At 72.5% G+C, this 16,338-nt stretch carries 12 protein-coding genes; 10 read left to right on the top strand and 2 right to left on the bottom strand.

What is annotated here, in order from left to right; genetic code table 11:
- The first annotated feature begins 34 nt into the window (after positions 1-34).
- The 7 genes from ACFZB3_RS43110 to ACFZB3_RS43140 all read left to right on the top strand — a co-directional run bounded on the left by ACFZB3_RS43110 (position 35) and on the right by ACFZB3_RS43140 (position 8,241).
- Positions 35-1,390 (top strand): extracellular solute-binding protein, encoded by a 1,356-nt coding sequence (locus tag ACFZB3_RS43110; RefSeq protein ID WP_391387478.1) that lies wholly within the window; start codon positions 35-37, stop codon positions 1,388-1,390.
- Positions 1,391-1,468: 78 nt separating this feature from the next.
- Positions 1,469-2,428: an ABC transporter permease subunit gene (locus tag ACFZB3_RS43115; RefSeq protein WP_391387481.1), complete on the top strand. Its 960-nt coding sequence runs from the start codon at positions 1,469-1,471 to the stop codon at positions 2,426-2,428.
- A complete protein-coding gene (locus ACFZB3_RS43120; RefSeq protein WP_391387484.1) occupies positions 2,425-3,312 on the top strand; it encodes an ABC transporter permease subunit in 888 nt (295 codons plus the stop codon). The genes ACFZB3_RS43115 and ACFZB3_RS43120 overlap by 4 nt, the downstream gene beginning before the upstream one ends.
- A complete protein-coding gene (locus tag ACFZB3_RS43125; RefSeq protein WP_391387486.1) occupies positions 3,309-4,298 on the top strand; it encodes an alcohol dehydrogenase catalytic domain-containing protein in 990 nt (329 codons plus the stop codon). The genes ACFZB3_RS43120 and ACFZB3_RS43125 overlap by 4 nt, the downstream gene beginning before the upstream one ends.
- A gap of 184 nt (positions 4,299-4,482) precedes the next feature.
- Positions 4,483-6,276, top strand: coding sequence for an FAD-dependent monooxygenase (locus ACFZB3_RS43130; RefSeq protein ID WP_391387489.1), 1,794 nt, complete (start codon positions 4,483-4,485; stop codon positions 6,274-6,276).
- A gap of 4 nt (positions 6,277-6,280) precedes the next feature.
- The gene (locus ACFZB3_RS43135) at positions 6,281-7,342 is read left to right on the top strand and encodes an iron-containing alcohol dehydrogenase (RefSeq protein WP_391387492.1); all 1,062 of its coding nucleotides are present in this window, start codon (positions 6,281-6,283) and stop codon (positions 7,340-7,342) included.
- Positions 7,339-8,241, top strand: a complete 903-nt coding sequence (locus ACFZB3_RS43140) for a dioxygenase (RefSeq protein ID WP_391387493.1) — start codon at positions 7,339-7,341, stop codon at positions 8,239-8,241. Before ACFZB3_RS43135 ends, ACFZB3_RS43140 begins: the two co-directional genes overlap by 4 nt.
- Before the next feature lie 51 nt (positions 8,242-8,292).
- Here ACFZB3_RS43140 and ACFZB3_RS43145 read toward each other — a convergent pair whose 3' ends face one another.
- Positions 8,293-9,237 (bottom strand): helix-turn-helix domain-containing protein, encoded by a 945-nt coding sequence (locus ACFZB3_RS43145; protein WP_391387496.1) that lies wholly within the window; start codon positions 9,235-9,237, stop codon positions 8,293-8,295.
- A gap of 285 nt (positions 9,238-9,522) precedes the next feature.
- On the opposite strand from ACFZB3_RS43145, the gene dacB reads away from it, so the two are divergent.
- From dacB to ACFZB3_RS43160, 3 genes are all read left to right on the top strand, one after another.
- Positions 9,523-10,857, top strand: coding sequence for a D-alanyl-D-alanine carboxypeptidase/D-alanyl-D-alanine-endopeptidase (dacB, locus tag ACFZB3_RS43150; RefSeq protein WP_391387500.1), 1,335 nt, complete (start codon positions 9,523-9,525; stop codon positions 10,855-10,857).
- A gap of 85 nt (positions 10,858-10,942) precedes the next feature.
- Positions 10,943-14,158: an NACHT domain-containing protein gene (locus ACFZB3_RS43155; RefSeq protein WP_391387503.1), complete on the top strand. Its 3,216-nt coding sequence runs from the start codon at positions 10,943-10,945 to the stop codon at positions 14,156-14,158.
- A gap of 89 nt (positions 14,159-14,247) precedes the next feature.
- Positions 14,248-15,000 (top strand): phosphatase PAP2 family protein, encoded by a 753-nt coding sequence (locus tag ACFZB3_RS43160; protein WP_391387506.1) that lies wholly within the window; start codon positions 14,248-14,250, stop codon positions 14,998-15,000.
- Positions 15,001-15,007: 7 nt separating this feature from the next.
- On the opposite strand, the gene ACFZB3_RS43165 is transcribed toward ACFZB3_RS43160, so the two are convergent.
- Positions 15,008-16,333: a glutamate-1-semialdehyde 2,1-aminomutase gene (locus ACFZB3_RS43165; protein WP_391387509.1), complete on the bottom strand. Its 1,326-nt coding sequence runs from the start codon at positions 16,331-16,333 to the stop codon at positions 15,008-15,010.
- Between the last annotated feature and the right edge of the window lie 5 nt (positions 16,334-16,338).

Genomic DNA, 16,338 nt, shown 5'->3' on the forward strand with positions numbered 1-16,338 from the left:
CGCACGCCCTCGAACCCTCTCGATGGAGTCAGTCATGCGTACACGAAGAATGATCCATGTCCTCCTCACCGCCACGGCCGCGGGCTCGCTGCTGGCCGCGTGCAGCGGGGCGGGCGGCACCTCCGGCTCCGGGAGCGGCGGCAAGAGCATCAACGTGCTCATGGTCGGCAACCCGCAGATGGAGGACATCCAGAAGCTGACGAAGAGCACGTTCACGAAGGACACCGGCATCAAGGTCAACTTCACGATCCTTCCCGAGAACGAACTGCGCGACAAGGTCACCCAGGACGTCGCCACCCAGGCCGGCCAGTACGACGTCGCCACCATCGGCGCCTACGAGGTGCCGATCTGGCAGAAGAACGGCTGGCTGCACGAGCTCGGCTCCTACGCCGACAAGGACGCCGCCTTCGACTCGGCCGACCTGCTCAAGCCGATGGTCACGTCGCTGTCCGGCTCCGACGGCAAGCTCTACGCCCTGCCGTTCTACGGCGAGTCGTCCTTCCTCATGTACAACAAGGACGTCATGAAGGCGAAGGGCGTCACGGTGCCCGAGCACCCGACCTGGCAGCAGATAGCCGACATCGCGGCCAAGGTGGACGGCGCCGAGCCGGGCATGCGGGGCATCTGCCTGCGCGGCCTGGCCGGCTGGGGCGAGCTCGGGGCGACGCTGACGACGGTGGTCAACACCTACGGCGGCACCTGGTTCACCAAGGACTGGCAGGCGCAGGTCAACAGCCCGGCGTTCAAGAAGGCGACGAACTTCTACGTCGACCTGGTCAGGAAGCACGGCGAGGCGGGTGCGGCGCAGTCCGGCTTCACCGAGTGCCTGAACGCCATGAGCCAGAAGAAGGTCGCGATGTGGTACGACGCGACCAGCGCGGCCGGGTCGCTGGAGGACCCCAGCACCAGCAAGATCGCCGGTCATGTCGGCTACGCCTACGCGCCGACCGCCGAGACCAAGAGCAGCGGCTGGCTGTGGAGCTGGGCGTGGGCCATGCCCAAGACCACGAAGAACGCCGACGCGGCCTCGAAGTTCATGCTGTGGGCGTCCAGCAAGAAGTACGAGAACCTGGTCGGCGAGAAGCTCGGCTGGTCGCGCGTCCCGGCCGGCAAGCGGGCCAGCACGTACGCGATCCCGCAGTACCAGAAGGCCGCCGGGGCGTTCGGCGACATCACGCTGCAGTCCATCGAGCAGGCCGACCCGGCGAACCCGGGCACCCAGCCCCGGCCGACCGTGGGCGTCCAGTACGTGGCCATCCCCGAGTTCCAGGACCTGGGCACCAAGGTCACCCAGGAGATCTCCGCCGCCATCGCCGGCAGGACCAGCGTGGACAAGGCGCTCGACGACGGCCAGAAGCTCGCCGAGGACGTCGCCAAGAACTACCGGTGACCGTCACCGCCCGGCCGGCCTCCGCGCCGGCCGGGCACCGCTCCCCCACCCCGGCTGTCACCGGCAGAGGAACTCTCCATGACCACGCTCACCGCTCCACCCACGACCGCGCCGCCGCCGGCCCGGACGCGGAAGTCCCCGGCCCTCGCCAAGTGGAAGCGCCGCCTTCCGCTGCTCCCGGCGCTCGTCTTCACCATCGTCGTCACGCAGTTGCCCTTCGTCGCGACGATCGTGATCTCCACGCTCCAGTGGAACATCCTCAAGCCGGGCGACCGGCACTTCGTCGGCCTGTCCAACTTCAAGTTCGTCTTCACCGACGAGCGGCTGCGCACCGCGGTGCTCAACACCATCGTGCTCACCGCGTCGGTGGTGCTCGTCAGCGTGGTCCTCGGCCTCGGTCTGGCGCTGCTGCTGGACCGCCGGTTCGCCGGCCGTGGTCTGGCGCGGACGCTGCTGATCGCACCGTTCCTCGTGATGCCGGTGGCGGCCGCGCTGCTGTGGAAGCACGCCATCTACAACCCCGACTACGGCCTGCTCAACGGCACCCTCAACGCCGTGTACCGGCTCTTCGGCGCCGCCAACGGGCCCACGGTCGACTGGGTCTCGTCGTATCCGATGCCCGCCGTCGTGGTCTCGCTGGTGTGGCAGTGGACCCCGTTCATGATGCTGATCCTCCTGGCCGGTCTGCAGGCGCAGCCCGGTGACGTCCTGGAGGCGGCCCGGGTGGACGGCGCGTCGGCGCTGGCGACCTTCCGGTTCCTCACCCTGCCGCACCTGCGCCAGTACATCGAGCTGGGCATCCTGCTCGGCACGATCTACGTCGTGCAGACCTTCGACGCGGTCTACACGATCACCCAGGGCGGCCCCGGCTCGCAGACGACCAACCTGCCCTACGAGATCTACCTGACCATGTTCCGCAAGTACGAGTACGGCCAGGCGGCGGCCGCCGGTGTGGTCGTCGTGCTCGGCTCGATCGTGATCGCGACCTTCGCGCTGCGCACCATCGCGTCGCTGTTCCGCGAGGAGGTGTCCCGATGACGCAGACAGCCGTCGCCGCGCCCGGCGCGGGGGGCAGGAAGCTGCTCCGCCGGCAGCGGGACGAGCAGGGGGGTGCGCCGCGGCTGTCACCGCTGTGGACCTTCGTCGCCTGGCTGGCCACGCTGGCGTTCTTCGCGCCGGTGGCGTGGATGGTGCTGACCTCCTTCCACCAGGAGGCGGACGCGGCGACCAACCCGCCGAGCCTGCTCGCCCCGCTCACCTTCGGCCAGTACCGGCTGCTGTTCAGCCGGGACATCACCCCGTTCCTCCTCAACTCGGCGATGGCCAGCGTGATTTCGACGCTGCTGGTGCTGGCCCTCGCGGTGCCGACGGCCTACGCGCTGTCCATCAAGCCGGTCAGGAAGTGGACCGACGTGATGTTCTTCTTCCTGTCCACCAAGTTCCTGCCCGCCATCGCGGCCCTGCTGCCGGTGTACCTGATCGTCAAGGACGCCGGGATGCTGGACAACGTGTGGACGCTGATCGTCCTCTACACCGCCATGAACCTGCCGATCGCGGTGTGGATGATGCGTTCGTTCCTCGCCGAGGTGCCCCGGGAGATCCTGGAGGCCGCCGAGGTCGACGGCGCCGGACTGCTCACCGTGCTGTGGCGGATCGTCGCCCCGGTCGCGGCGCCGGGACTGGCGGCCACCTCGCTGATCTGCTTCATCTTCAGCTGGAACGAGTTCATGTTCGCCGTGAACCTCACCGCGACCAACGCGTCGACGGCGCCGGTCTTCCTGGTCGGCTTCATCACCAGCGAGGGCCTCTTCCTCGCCCGGCTCTGCGCCGCCGCGACGCTGGTTTCCCTGCCGGTCCTCATCGCCGGTTTCGCCGCCCAGGACAAACTGGTCCGCGGCCTGTCCCTAGGAGCAGTCAAGTGAGAGCCGCCGTCATCGAAGCGCCCGGCAAGGTCGTCGTCACCACGGTGCCCGATCCGGCTCCGGGGCCGCGCGAGGTCGTCGTCGAGGTGGCGGCCTGCGGGCTGTGCGGGACCGATCTGCACATCCTGCAGGGCGAGTTCGCGCCGACCCTGCCGGTCGTACCGGGCCACGAGTTCGCCGGTGTCGTGGTGGGAACCGGCCGCGAGGTGACCGAACTCGCGGTCGGCGACCGGGTGGCCGTGGACCCCTCGCTGTACTGCAACGAGTGCCGCTACTGCCGGGCCGGACGCAACAACCTGTGCGACCGCTGGCAGGCGATCGGGGTGACCGTGGCGGGCGGCGCCGCCGAGTACGCCGTGGCGCCGGTCGCCAACTGCGTACGGCTGCCGGACCACGTGGACGTCCAGGACGCGGCCCTGATCGAACCGCTGTCCTGCGCGGTACGCGGCTACGACGTGCTGAACAGCAGGCTCGGCGCGCATCTGCTGATCTACGGCAGCGGCACGATGGGCCTGATGATGCTGGAGCTGGCCAAGCGCACCGGCGCCGCGTCGGTGGACGTCGTCGACGTCAACCCGGAGCGGCTCGCCACGGCCGAGAAGCTGGGTTCGTCCCGGACGGCGCTCTCGACCGACGAGCTGGCGCGGCCGGGCGGCTGGGACGTGGTGGTCGACGCGACCGGCAACGCCGCCGCCATCCAGGACGGCCTGGACCGGGTCGCCAAGGCCGGCACGTTCCTGCAGTTCGGGGTCGCCGACTACGCGACGACGGCGACCGTCTCGCCGTACCGGATCTACAACCAGGAGATCACGATCACCGGTTCCATGGCGGTCCTGCACAGCTACGAACGCGCGGCGGAGCTCTTCGCCGCCGGTGTCCTCGACCCGCAGGTCTTCATCAGCCACCGGCTGCCGCTGGCGGAGTACCCGCAGGCCCTGGAACGGTTCGCGGCCGGCCAGGGGCGCAAGATCGTCGTACTGCCCTGACCCCGGGCCGCGGGGCCGCGCCGGGGTCCGGGCGCGGCCCCGCGGCACGGGGCGGCCCGGTCTTCCCGGATCCGCCATGTCTTGCGGTTTCCGCCGAGAACGTCCGTCACCGCTTTCATCGGGCGTCGCCGGCCGCACAGTGAAGCCATCGGCGACGACGCCGGACGGACGAAAGGTGCCCAGGATGCCGGAATTCGACGACGGGACCCCCGAGACCGAGCCGCCCTCCGGCCCGGTGATGACCACGGACGTGGTGGTCGTGGGATCCGGACCGGCGGGCTCCGCCGCGGCCCTGCTGCTGTCCACGCTCGGCGTGGACAACATCATGATCACCAAGTACCGCTGGACGGCGAACACCCCTCGCGCCCACATCACCAACCAGCGGGCCATGGAGGTCTTCCGCGACGCCGGCATCGAGGACCAGGTGCTCGCCGACGCCACGGACCACGCCCTCGTCGGCGACACGGTGTTCTGCACCAGCATCGCCGGGGAGGAGATCGGCCGGATCCACACCTGGGGCACCCGCCCGGACCGCGAGGCGGACTACCGGCTCGCCTCGCCCTGTCTCACCGTCGACATCCCGCAGACCTACCTGGAACCGATCCTGGTCCGCAACGCCGCGAAGCGCGGCACCCAGGTGCGGTTCTCCACCGAGTACCTCTCCCACACGCAGGACGCCGACGGGGTCACCGTCGACGTCCTCGACCGGCTGACCGGGAAGGCGTACCTGATCCGCGCCAAGTACCTGATCGGCGCAGACGGCGCCCGCTCCATGGTCGCCGCCGACATCGGGCTGCCCTTCGAGGGGGCGATGGACATCGCCGGCTCGATGAACATCACCTTCAAGGCCGACATCGGCCGCTACGTCTCCCACCGGCCCTCGGTCCTGTACTGGGTGATCCAGCCCGGCTCGAACGTCGGCGGGATCGGCGCGGGCCTGGTCCGGATGGTCCGGCCCTGGAACGAGTGGCTGATCGTGTGGGGCTACGACATCGACGAGGAGCCCCCGCAGGTCGACGAGGCGGCGGCGGTGCAGATCGTCCGCAACCTGCTCGGCATGCCGGACCTCGACGTGGAGATCACCGGCACCAGCCTGTGGGGCAACAACGAGATGTACGCCACCCGCCTGCACAGCGGCCGGGTGTTCTGCGCGGGCGACGCCGTCCACCGGCACCCGCCGAGCAACGGCCTCGGCTCCAACACCTCGGTGCAGGACGCCTACAACCTCGTGTGGAAGCTGGCCGCCGTCCTCAGGGGCCAGGCGGGCCCCGCGCTGCTCGACACCTACTCCGCCGAGCGGGCGCCGGTGGCCGAGCGGATCGTGAAGCGGGCCAACAGGTCCAGCCGGGAGTTCGTGGACATCTTCAGGGCCCTCGGTGTCCTCGACGCCACGACGGAGGCCGAGATGGCGGCCGCGATCGAGGAACGCAAGGCCAACACCCCCGCGGGCGCCGCCAAACGGGCCGCGCTGGTGCGGGCGATGGACCTGAAGAACTACGAGTTCAACGCGCACGGCGTGGAACTCGGCCAGTTCTACACCTCGTCGGCGATCCTCTCCGACGGCAGCGCACCGCCCGTGCCCTCGCGCGATCCCGACCTCTACTACGAGATGTCCACGGTGCCGGGCTCGCACCTGCCGCACGCCTGGGTCGGGGACAGCGCGCACCGCAGGGCGCTGATGGACGTGGCGCCGTACGACCGCTGGACGCTCCTCACCGGCATCGCGGGCGAGGCCTGGGAGGCCGCGGCCGAGAAGGTCGGGCAGGAACTCGGTGTGCCGCTGGCCACGGTCGTGATCGGCCCGGGGCGCGAGGTCACCGACCTCTACTACGACTGGGCCAAGCTGCGCGAGGTCGAGGAGAGCGGGGTGCTGCTGGTCCGCCCCGACAAGCACATCGCCTGGCGCGCCACGACCCTGCCGGACGACCCGGAGGGCCGGCTGCGCGACGCCCTGACCGCCGTACTGGGAAGGGCCTGAGCCGGTGCGCTTCGATCATGAGACCCTGCCGCAGCGCGTCCGGTTCGCCTCCGGTGCGGCCGCCGCCCACCTGGCCGCCGAGGTCGAGCGCCTCGGCGGCCGGCGGACGATGGTGATCGCCGACCCGGCCGCGCGGGCCGTCGCCCGTGAGATCGCGGACGGGCCGGGCGTCGTGCACTGGCACGACCGGGACGGCGATGTCGTCATGCACGTGCCGGTCGCGGTGGCCGAGCGGGCCCGTGCGGCGGCGGCAGAGCACGCCGTGGACGTCGTGGTCGCCGTCGGCGGCGGCTCGACGACCGGGCTCGCCAAGGCGGTCGCCCTGACCTCCGGCATCCCGGTGGTCGCGGTGCCGACCACCTACGCCGGCTCCGAGGCCACCGCGGTCTGGGGCCTGACCGAGGACGCCCGCAAGACGACCGGCACCGACCCGCGGGTCCTGCCGCGCGCCGTCGTCTACGACGCCGCCCTCACCCTCTCCCTCCCGGTCGCCATGAGCGTGGCCTCTGGACTCAACGCCCTCGCGCACTGCGTCGACTCGATGTGGGCGCCCCGCACCGACCCGATCGACCAGGCCCTCGCCGCCGAGGGCGTGCGGGCGCTGCGGACCGGGCTGCCGCTGATCACCAAGGAGCCGGAGGGGCTGGACGGCCGGGAGCGGGCGCTGTACGGCGCCTACCTCTCCGCGACCGCCTTCGCCTCGGCCGGCTCGGGGCTGCACCACAAGATCTGCCATGTCCTCGGCGGCATGTTCGACCTGCCGCACGCCCAGACGCACGCCGTCGTCCTGCCGCACGTCCTCGCCTTCAACGCACCGCACGCCCCCGAGGCCGGGCGGCGCCTCGCGGCGGCCTTCGACGCGCCGACGGCGACCGCCGGGCTGGCCCTGCTGTACGACGAGCTGGACCCGCCGCGCGCCCTGCGCGACCTCGGCATGCCCGAGGACGGCATCGCCCCGGCGGCGGAGGCGATCGTCGCCGCCGCCCCGCCCGACAACCCGCGGGCCGTCACGCTCGGACCGGTCCGCCGGCTGGTGCGTGCGGCCTGGGAAGGAGCACGGCCATGACCAGCGAGACCCGGGCCGCCGTCCCCGCCGAGCAGCAGGCGCGGGAGGCCGAGATCACCCGCCAGGTCCTCGACTCGTTCGGCGACTGCACCGACCCCCGGCTCCGGGAGGTCATGGAGTCCCTGGTGCGCCATCTGCACGCGTTCGTCAGGGACGTGCGGCTGACGGAGGACGAGTGGAGCCAGGGGATCGGGTTCCTCACCCGGACCGGGCACATCACCGACGACCGGCGCCAGGAGTTCATCCTGCTCTCGGACGTGCTCGGCGCCTCCATGCAGACCGTCGCCGTCAACAACCAGGCGTACGGTGACGCCACCGAGGCCACCGTCTTCGGGCCGTTCTTCGTCGAGAACAGCCCGGAGATCGCGAGCGGCGGGGACATCGCGTCCGGCGCCGCCGGCGAACCCTGCTGGGTGGAGGGCACCGTCACCGACAGCGCGGGCAAGCCGGTCCCCGGCGCGCGCATCGAGGTGTGGGAGGCCGACGAGGACGGCTTCTACGACACCCAGTACGGCGACGACCGCACGGCCGCGCGTGCCCATCTGTTCGCCGGGCCGGACGGCGGCTACCGCTTCTGGGGCCTGACCCCGACCCCGTACCCGATCCCGCACGACGGACCGGTGGGCGAGCTGCTGGCGGCGACCGGCCGTTCGCCGATGCGGGCCTCGCATCTGCACTTCATGGTCGGTGCGCCGGGCCTGCGCACCCTGGTCACGCACATCTTCGTGCGGGGCGACCGGCTCCTGGACCAGGACGCGGTGTTCGGTGTGAAGGAGTCCCTGGTCAAGGAGTTCCGGCGGCAGTCGCCGGACACCCCGGCACCCGACGGGCGGGACCTGGCGGGGCGCGCCTGGTCCCGGGTCCGGTTCGACATCGTGCTGGCACCCGACGGCGCCTGACCCGCCCCGGGCGGGTGGCGGCGGGTCCGGCGCCGCGCGGGCCGCCGGCCGTCAGCCGGCCGCCCGGGCCTCCCGCAGCACATCGGTGGCGCGCACCCCGTACCGCTCCTTGAAGCGGTGCGAGAAGTGGGCGGCCGACACGAAGCCGCAGCGCGCGGCGACCTCGGCGACGGTCGGGTGCCCGCCCGCGGCCAGCAGCGCCCGGGCACCTTCCAGGCGGCGTGCCAGCAGGTACTGCGGGACGGTCGTGCCGCCCGCCGCGAACACCCGGGACAGGTGCCGCTCGCTGATCCCGATGCCCTTGGCGATCCGGGCCGCGTTGAGGCCGCTGTCGCCCAGGCGGTCCTCGGCGTAGGCCTTGGCCATCGCCAGATGGACGGCGGAGAGCGCGGCCGGGCGGCCGGTGACCACGCCGGCGAGCAGGTCCAGCAGGGTGTCCTCGTCGACCGGCCGGGACGTCTCGGGGTGCACGGCCCGGCCGGCCAGCCGGGCCAGCGTCCTGGCCTGGATGTCGCCGGTGCCGAAGTCGAGCACCCGGGGGCGGGCCAACGGCTCCGGCCCGGCGATCTCCCGCCACACCTGCCGCGGCACCTTCACGGCCAGCTCCTCAAGGCCCTGCGAGAAACCGCGCATGAAGGGCCGGTCCGCGTTGCACACGATCAGCTGTCCGGGCCGGACCACCTGCACTCCGTCGTCGTGGTAGAAGAACGCCTCCCCGACCAGCGTCAGGTAGCAGGCGACGGCCTCGGACGGCAGGCGCCGGACGACCGCGCGGGTGCGTTCCACGACGTGGGAGTTCCCCGTGACCCGGGCCACGTGCACCCTGGGGAGCTGGAGGTTGATCTCCGTCGCCTCAAGGGCCTGGTCGTCGAGCGACCGGCAGCGCACGCCGATCAGCGCGGTCGCGTTGTGGTTCTCCCACAGCGCGACCCGCTGGGCCTCGGGCAGTCCGATCGTGCTGAAGCGCACGGGCCCCGGCGGCAGGCCGGTCGTCATCTGCCCAGAGTATTCCTTCGGCCCTCCCCCGGGCACCACCCGCCGCCCGCCCCGGCAGCCGGGCTCCCGTCCTTCGCGCCGCCCTGCCGGGTGCCCCCTGCGGGTGAAGATCCCCTGCGTGTCGCGCATCGGAACAGCCCCAGGTCAGGCGGGCCGGAGACGGATCCTCGGGCCGGAGACGGGGAACCGCGCGGGGAGAACCGGATCAAGCCTGTAGCTTTCACTCCCGGGAACCGGCTTTCCTTGCCAACTTCCTTTCTTCCACGACCACTTACCGAGGTCTGCATGTCCAACCCCCCTTCCCCCGTCCGCGCGGCCGCTCGTCACCGCGGGGCGGGAGCCCTCCACCCCGCGCTGCGGCGGGTCGCCGTCGTCGCCGTGACCGCCCCCATCGCCGGGACGATCCTCTTCGGCACCAGCGCCTTCGCCGCCGAGCAGGCCGTCCCCAGGACCGCGGCCACCGCGCTCGACCCCGCCGAGCAGAAGATCGCGGACAATCTCGACGCCCGCGTCCAGGACACCCGTCTCGGCACCACGCTGAGCGGCGTCGTCATCGACGCGACGTCCGACAGGACCGTCTGGGGACACGACGCGAGCACCGCGCTGATGCCCGCGTCCAACACCAAACTCGGCACCGCCACCGCCGCGTTGACGGTGCTCGGCCCGGACCACCGGTTCACCACCAAGGCCGTCTACGGCGACGGCACGCTCACCCTGGTCGGCGGCGGCGACCGCACCCTGACCAGCGCCGACCTCGAAGAGATGGCCAAGGCCGCCGTCACGGGACTCAGGAGTGCGGGCCTCGCCGCGGTCCGGGTCCAGGTCGACGACAGCCTCTTTCCCGAGCCCACGCTCGCGACCGGCTGGAACGACGGCTACTACCCGGACTCCGTGGCACCGGTCCGGGCGCTGGTGGCCGACGGCCACCACGTCACGGACACGTCCCTGGACGCGGGCCGGATCTTCGCCGGGTTCCTCGCCCAGCAGGGTGTCACCGTCACGGGCGGCGTCACCCACGGCACGGCCGGCACGGGCGACGCGCCGGTCGCCGAGCACCGGTCCGACCGGCTGTCCGCCGTCGTGGAGCACATGCTCAAGGTGAGTGACAACGATATCGCCGAGACCCTGCTGCGGATGACCGCGATCGGCGCCGGCCGCCTGCCGACCTTCGAGGACGGCACGGCGGTCGTGCGCGAGGTGCTCCGCGGGTACGGGGTCTCGCTGGACAACTACGAGATCCACGACGGCAGCGGACTGTCCCGTGCCAACCGCATCCCGGCCCGGACCATCGCCGACATCCTGGACGTCGCCGACGATCCGCGCTACGCCGCGACCCTCGGGCACATCATCGACGGCCTGCCCGTCGCGGGCGAGGCCGGCTCCACCCTGGGCCCCGAGTGGGGGCGCTTCGACACCGCGGACTCGCAGTGCGCCGTCGGCAAGGTCCGGGCGAAGACCGGCACGCTCACCGGTGCGATCGCGCTGAGCGGGCTGACCGTGGCCGGGGACGGACACTGGAAGATCTTCTCCTTCATCGAGAACAACTCCACCGCCGACCCGGCCGCCACCAAGGACGCTCTCGACGGTCTGGCGGCCACGGTCAACGGCTGCTGGGCGTAGGGCTCTTGTCCCGTCCCCGCCGCCGGGCGCCGCCGGCCGGAGCTTCATGTGCCACAGTGGAGGCCGCAGACGGGGAGTGGGGGGCATGGGGGCGCGCAGACTGCTGAGGTTCGGCGACGCGTTGGTACTGCTCGGTGCCGAACCGGCCCGGCTGGCGGCGCTCGACCGGGTCCTCGGCGGCGCGCTGAACCTGGCGACCGGCGGGATCAGCGGCACCGTGATCGGGATGGCCGACGCCAGGGGCCGCGTCCTCGGGCTCGGCCGTGACGCGGTGCGGGGCATCGGCGTGCGTCTCGGCAGGGCGCACAGCCGGGCCGAGCGGACGGACGTGCTGCGCGCCGCGCACACGGTGGTCGTGGTGGTGGCGTTCTTCGAGGCGATGCAGGAGCTGGACCTGCCGTTCGGGCTCGGTGAGATTGATCTGACGCGGACCGAGCAGCTGGCGCTGGCCCGGTCGGACGCGACGGCTCCGGCACCCGCACCGCAGGTCTCGGATCTCGTCGCCCTGCTGGTCGCGGCGGATCTGCCGAGCCCCGCCCCGCACACCTCGTCCGAGGCGGTCGCGGCGGCCCTGCTCGGCCGCTACGACGAGTACGCCGGCAGGTTCCTGGCCTTCGTCGAGGGGCTGGCGGTGTGGGACCGCCTCGGCACGGCCGACCGGCGGGAGGCCCGCCGCCTGCTCGTCGAGGTGCTGCCCGGGGCGGCGCAGGCCCGCTACCGGGACCTGTACACGCAACTCGGCGTGCAGGCGCCCGAGTTCGGGCTCTGGACGGCGCAGTGGGAGCACCAGGCGACCCGCGCCGGGGTCCACCGCGCGCTGGACGGTGTGGAGACGCTCCTCGCCCGCACCGCCCAGGCGCTGCACCCGCCGGTCGAGGTGGCCGCCGCACTCGCGCGCGCCCACGAGGCCGCGCTGGCGCGCACCATCCTGGATGCCGAGTCCGCGCCGGACGGCATCGTCATCCCCACCCTTGAGGAGCTCTATCTCGACCCGGACTTCCGGGTGTCCGGCGTGTCCGGGCCGAGCGGGCCGGCCGACGAGTCGTGGTGGGAGCGCGTCCCCGTACGGCAGGACCTGACCCGGTACCTGGCCGGGGCGCTCACCTCCCCCCACCTGGCCGGGGCACCGCTGCTGGTGCTCGGCCAGCCCGGAGCCGGGAAGTCGGCGCTGACCCGGGTCCTCGCCGCGCGCCTGCCCTCCGTGGGCTTCCTGCCGGTACGGGTGCCGCTGCGGGACGTGCGCGCGGAGGACGAGCTCCAGGACCAGATCGAGCAGGCGATCCGCGCGGCCACCGGTGAGACCGTGAGCTGGCCGCAGCTGGTCCGAGCGGCGGGCGGCAGCACCCCCGTGCTGCTCCTCGACGGCTTCGACGAGCTGCTGCAGACCACCGGCGTCCACCAGAACAACTTCCTGATCCGCGTCGCCCAGTTCCAGCAGCGGGAGGCCGAGCAGGGCCGCCCCGTACTGGCGTTGGTGACGAGCCGTACCGCCGTGGCGGACCGCGCCCGCTATCCCGACGGACTGGTGGCGCTGCGTCTGGAGCCGTTCCGGGACGGCCAGATCGGGCAGTGGCTGGCGGTGTGGAACGCCGCCAACGCGGCCGGCTTCGGCGCCCGCGGCCGGGCACCGCTGACGTGGCGGCACGTCGCACGGCACGCGGAACTCGCCGCCCAGCCGCTGCTGTTGACGATGCTCGCGCTGTACGACGCCACGGACGGCGGCCTGCAGCGTGCCACCGGCGACTCCCTGGACGTGGCCGACCTGTACGAGCAGCTGCTCACCTCGTTCGCGCGGCGCGAAGTCCGCAAGTCGACCCTGGACGCCGTACCGGACGAGGAGACCGCCGACCGGATCGAGCAGGAGCTGCAGCGGCTCTCGCTGGTGGCCTTCGCCCAGCTCAACCGGCGCCGCCAGTGGGTGTCGGCCGCCGAGCTGGAGGAGGACCTCACCGCGATCCTCGGGCGGCGGCAGACACCGGCCGCCGCTTTCCGCACCCCGCTGAACGCCGCCGAGACGGCTCTGGGCCGTTTCTTCTTCGTGCAGCGCGCCCAGTCGGTGCGCGACGGACAGGTGCTCGCCAGCTACGAGTTCCTGCATGCGACGTTCGGCGAGTACCTGGCGATCCGGCTCGCCCTGCACGTGCTCGCCGACCTGCTCAGGCCCCGCCCGGCCCTCTCGCTCGGCGGTGCCCTCTTCGACGACGATCTCGCGTTCGCGCTGCTGTCGTACGCCTCCCTGTCCTCCCGTCAGATGCTGCGCTTCGCCCGGGCGCTGACCGGGCGGATGCCGGTGGCCGATCGCCGACGGCTCGCGGGACGCCTCATCCAGGTCCACACCCAGCACGAGACCCGCACCGGCGACCAGCACCCGGGCTACCGTCCCGCGCTCCTGCGCACCGCGACGCGGCACGGCCTGTACGGCTCCAACCTCGTCCTGGTCACCGTGCTGCTCGCGGGGCGCTGCTCGGTGGCCGAGCTGTTCCCGGACTCCGCGGACCCGGTAAGCGCCTGGCACCGGCACTGCCTGCTGTGGCGCTCGGCCATGTACGAGGGCCAGTGGACGGACTTCTCCCTTTCGCTGTCCGTCCACCCCTACTGGGACCGGGACGGCCGCGCCCTGGACGTGGTGCTCCGCACGGACGAGGAGGGTGCGGGGCCGCCCGAGCCGCTCGACATGAACTGGCTCTACCGCTATCCCCGGGGCCATGGCGGTCCCGGCTGGTCGCGGTCGTACTGGGACGACGTGTGGCACAAGATGTCGCTGTCCGCCGGCACCAACGACTCGGTGATACGGCACGCCATGGACCCGGTGTTCGAGTGGCTCGGCCCGGCCGTCACCACGTTCGTCGCGGTGGAGGGGGCCGCCGCCTCCTCGCTCGCCCACGATCTGCTCGAACTGCTCCTCGCCGACCGCGAGGGACCGGCCGACAGCCGTGTCGCCGCGCTGCACGAGCGCGCCGTGAGCGGCATACGGCTGCTGCTCGACGCGCCGTCACCGCACCTCGTGCGTGCCGTGAACCTGCTGATCACGGCCTTCTGCCGGGACAGGGAGCGGCTTCCCGCGGACGTGTCCGACGGTCTCGTGGACTTCCTGGCGAAGGACCTGGTCCCGCTCGCCCTCGGCAGGCAGCACGAGCGGCTGAGGGCGCTGCCGCCGGAGCTCGGCGCCCAGCTGTTCCGGGTGCTGTGGCCGGACCGTACCGGGGAGCTCCAGCACCGGCTGTCGCGGGAACTCGTGGAATCCGTCGAACGGTTTCGGACACTCCTCGACCGCCTGCCGTCGCCACCCGATCGGCCCTGAACTGTGATGTCCGCCCGGTCCGCCCACCCTCCCCGCTCGGGGCGGCTATGGTCGCTGGAAGGGGGCTCGGACACGACGGGGGGCGCACGTTGGATCGGCTGGCAGGAGCGGACCCGGAGGTCGTCCCGGCCCGGCCCACGGCGCCCGCGCTGCTGCCCCGGGCGGTGCGCGCGTGGCTCGGGCCGGTCTCGGTGCTCGCCGCGCTGGTGGTCGTCGTCCTCGGGGTCGGGTACGCCGGACACAGCCGGCCCGGCAGGGTGGACCGGTGGATCGTCCGGCCGACGGCGGACAGTGTGCAGGGGCCGTGGCGACACGTCGCCCTGGCCCTGGACTTCCTGGGGGAACCGGGGGGTTCGGCGCTGGTGATCGTGGCCGGTGTGGCGGGCTGTCTGCTGCTCCGGCGTCCCCGCGCCGCGGTGCTCGTCATGGCCGGCGCGGCCCTGACCGTGGGGGCGACCACCCTGCTGAAGCATGTGGTGGGACGCACCATCCACGGTCCCGGCAACCTGTCCTACCCGAGCGGGCACACGGCCTTCTTCACCGCGCTCGCCCTCATGGCGGCGTTCCTCGCGACGGACCGGCTCGGCCTGGGCAGGGCGGCCGGCACGTCGCTCGTGCTCGGGTCGGCGCTGGTCGCCGGCGCCACCATGGGCTGGGCCGAGGTCGGCCTGGGCGCGCACTACCCGACCGACGCCCTCGGCGGCTGGTGCACCGCGCTGGCGGTGCTACCGGCGACCGCGTGGCTGGTCGACCTGGCGGCCGACCGGACGTCCGCGCGGAGGCCGTCCGCGCGGAGGCCGTCCGCGCGGAGGCCGGACACGGCTCAGCGGGAGCCCCGCTGACGCCACGTCACGCCAGGCGGCGGAACACGGGCTTCACCGCCCGCCCGGCCAGCCAGGCGGTGGGGTCGGCGCAGTCCAGCGCCTTGCGGTACACCGCGCACGCCTCGGCGACCACGTCGACGGTACGGTCGATGTCCGCGTCGTCGAGTGCGCTGCTCACCACGAACGACGGGGCGAGCACCCCGCCCGCGAGGAGCCGGCGCAAAAACAGGGTGCGGTACCGCTGGGACGGCTGCAGGTTCTCGTCGAGGGTGGCGAAGACCAGGTTGCTGGCCCGGCCCCGGACGACGACGTGGTCGCCGACGCCCATGGCGGCCGCGGCGGCGCGGACACCGGCGGCCAGCCGTTCACCGAGGGCGTGCAGCCGCGCGGTGACGCCCTCCTCGACGTAGGTGGTCTGCACGGCCATCGCGGCCGCCAGGGAGTGCGTCTCGGCACCGTGCGTGGTCGACAGCAGGAACACCCGGTCACCGGAGTCGCGCAGCCCGCCCCGCTCCATCAGGTCGCGGCGCCCGGCCAGCGCGGAGACGGCGAATCCGTTGCCCAGCGCCTTGCCGAACGTGGAGAGGTCGGGGACGACGCCGTACAGGCCCTGGGCGCCCGCCTCGGACCAGCGGAAGCCGGTGATCATCTCGTCGAAGATCAGTACGCAGCCGTACCGGTCGGCCAGCTCGCGCAGGCCGGCGAGGTAGCCGGGCGGCGGCTCGGTGTGGGTGGCGGGTTCCAGGATCAGGCAGGCGATGCCGTCCGGGTACCGGGTGAGCAGTTCCTCCGTCGCGGCCAGGTCCCCGTAGGGGAAGGAGACGGTGAGATCGGTGGTCGCCGCCGGGATGCCGGCGTTCATCGGTGTGGTGCCGATGAACCAGTCGTCGACGGAGAAGAACGGGTGGTCGGCGCAGAGGGCCACCCGGGCCCGCCCGGTGACGGCGCGGGCGAGGCGCACCGCGGCGGTGGTGGCGTCGGAGCCGTTCTTCGCGAACTTCACCATGTCGGCGGTGGGCACGGTGGCGAGGAAGCGTTCGGCGGCCTCGACCTCGACGATGGACGGCCGCACGAAGTTGCTGCCGCGTTCGAGCTCCCGCCGCACCGCCTCGACCACGCGGGGGTGGGCGTGGCCGAGGCTGACCGACCGCAGGCCGGAGCCGTACTCGATGTACCGGTTGCCGTCGACGTCCCACACGTGGGCACCGCTGCCGTGGCTGATGACCGGGGCCAGGTTCTCGGGGTACTGGTCGTCGCCCTTGGCGTAGGTGTGCGCACCCCCGGGGATCATCGCGTGCAGCCGCTCGTTGGCTGTCCGCGACAGGGGCAGGTCAAGCACTTCGGTGTCCACGGGGA

It is taken from the genome of Streptomyces sp. NPDC008092 (genome assembly GCF_042957285.1).
Classification (GTDB): domain Bacteria; phylum Actinomycetota; class Actinomycetes; order Streptomycetales; family Streptomycetaceae; genus Streptomyces.

Coding starts and splice junctions, on each gene's coding strand:
- ACFZB3_RS43130 (WP_391387489.1), top strand. CDS start 4,483: ATGCCGGAATTCGACGACGGGACCCCCGAGACCGAGCCGCCCTCCGGC.
- ACFZB3_RS43115 (WP_391387481.1), top strand. CDS start 1,469: ATGACCACGCTCACCGCTCCACCCACGACCGCGCCGCCGCCGGCCCGG.
- ACFZB3_RS43120 (WP_391387484.1), top strand. CDS start 2,425: ATGACGCAGACAGCCGTCGCCGCGCCCGGCGCGGGGGGCAGGAAGCTG.
- ACFZB3_RS43140 (WP_391387493.1), top strand. CDS start 7,339: ATGACCAGCGAGACCCGGGCCGCCGTCCCCGCCGAGCAGCAGGCGCGG.
- ACFZB3_RS43155 (WP_391387503.1), top strand. CDS start 10,943: ATGGGGGCGCGCAGACTGCTGAGGTTCGGCGACGCGTTGGTACTGCTC.
- ACFZB3_RS43110 (WP_391387478.1), top strand. CDS start 35: ATGCGTACACGAAGAATGATCCATGTCCTCCTCACCGCCACGGCCGCG.
- dacB (WP_391387500.1), top strand. CDS start 9,523: ATGTCCAACCCCCCTTCCCCCGTCCGCGCGGCCGCTCGTCACCGCGGG.
- ACFZB3_RS43145 (WP_391387496.1), bottom strand. CDS start 9,237: ATGACGACCGGCCTGCCGCCGGGGCCCGTGCGCTTCAGCACGATCGGA.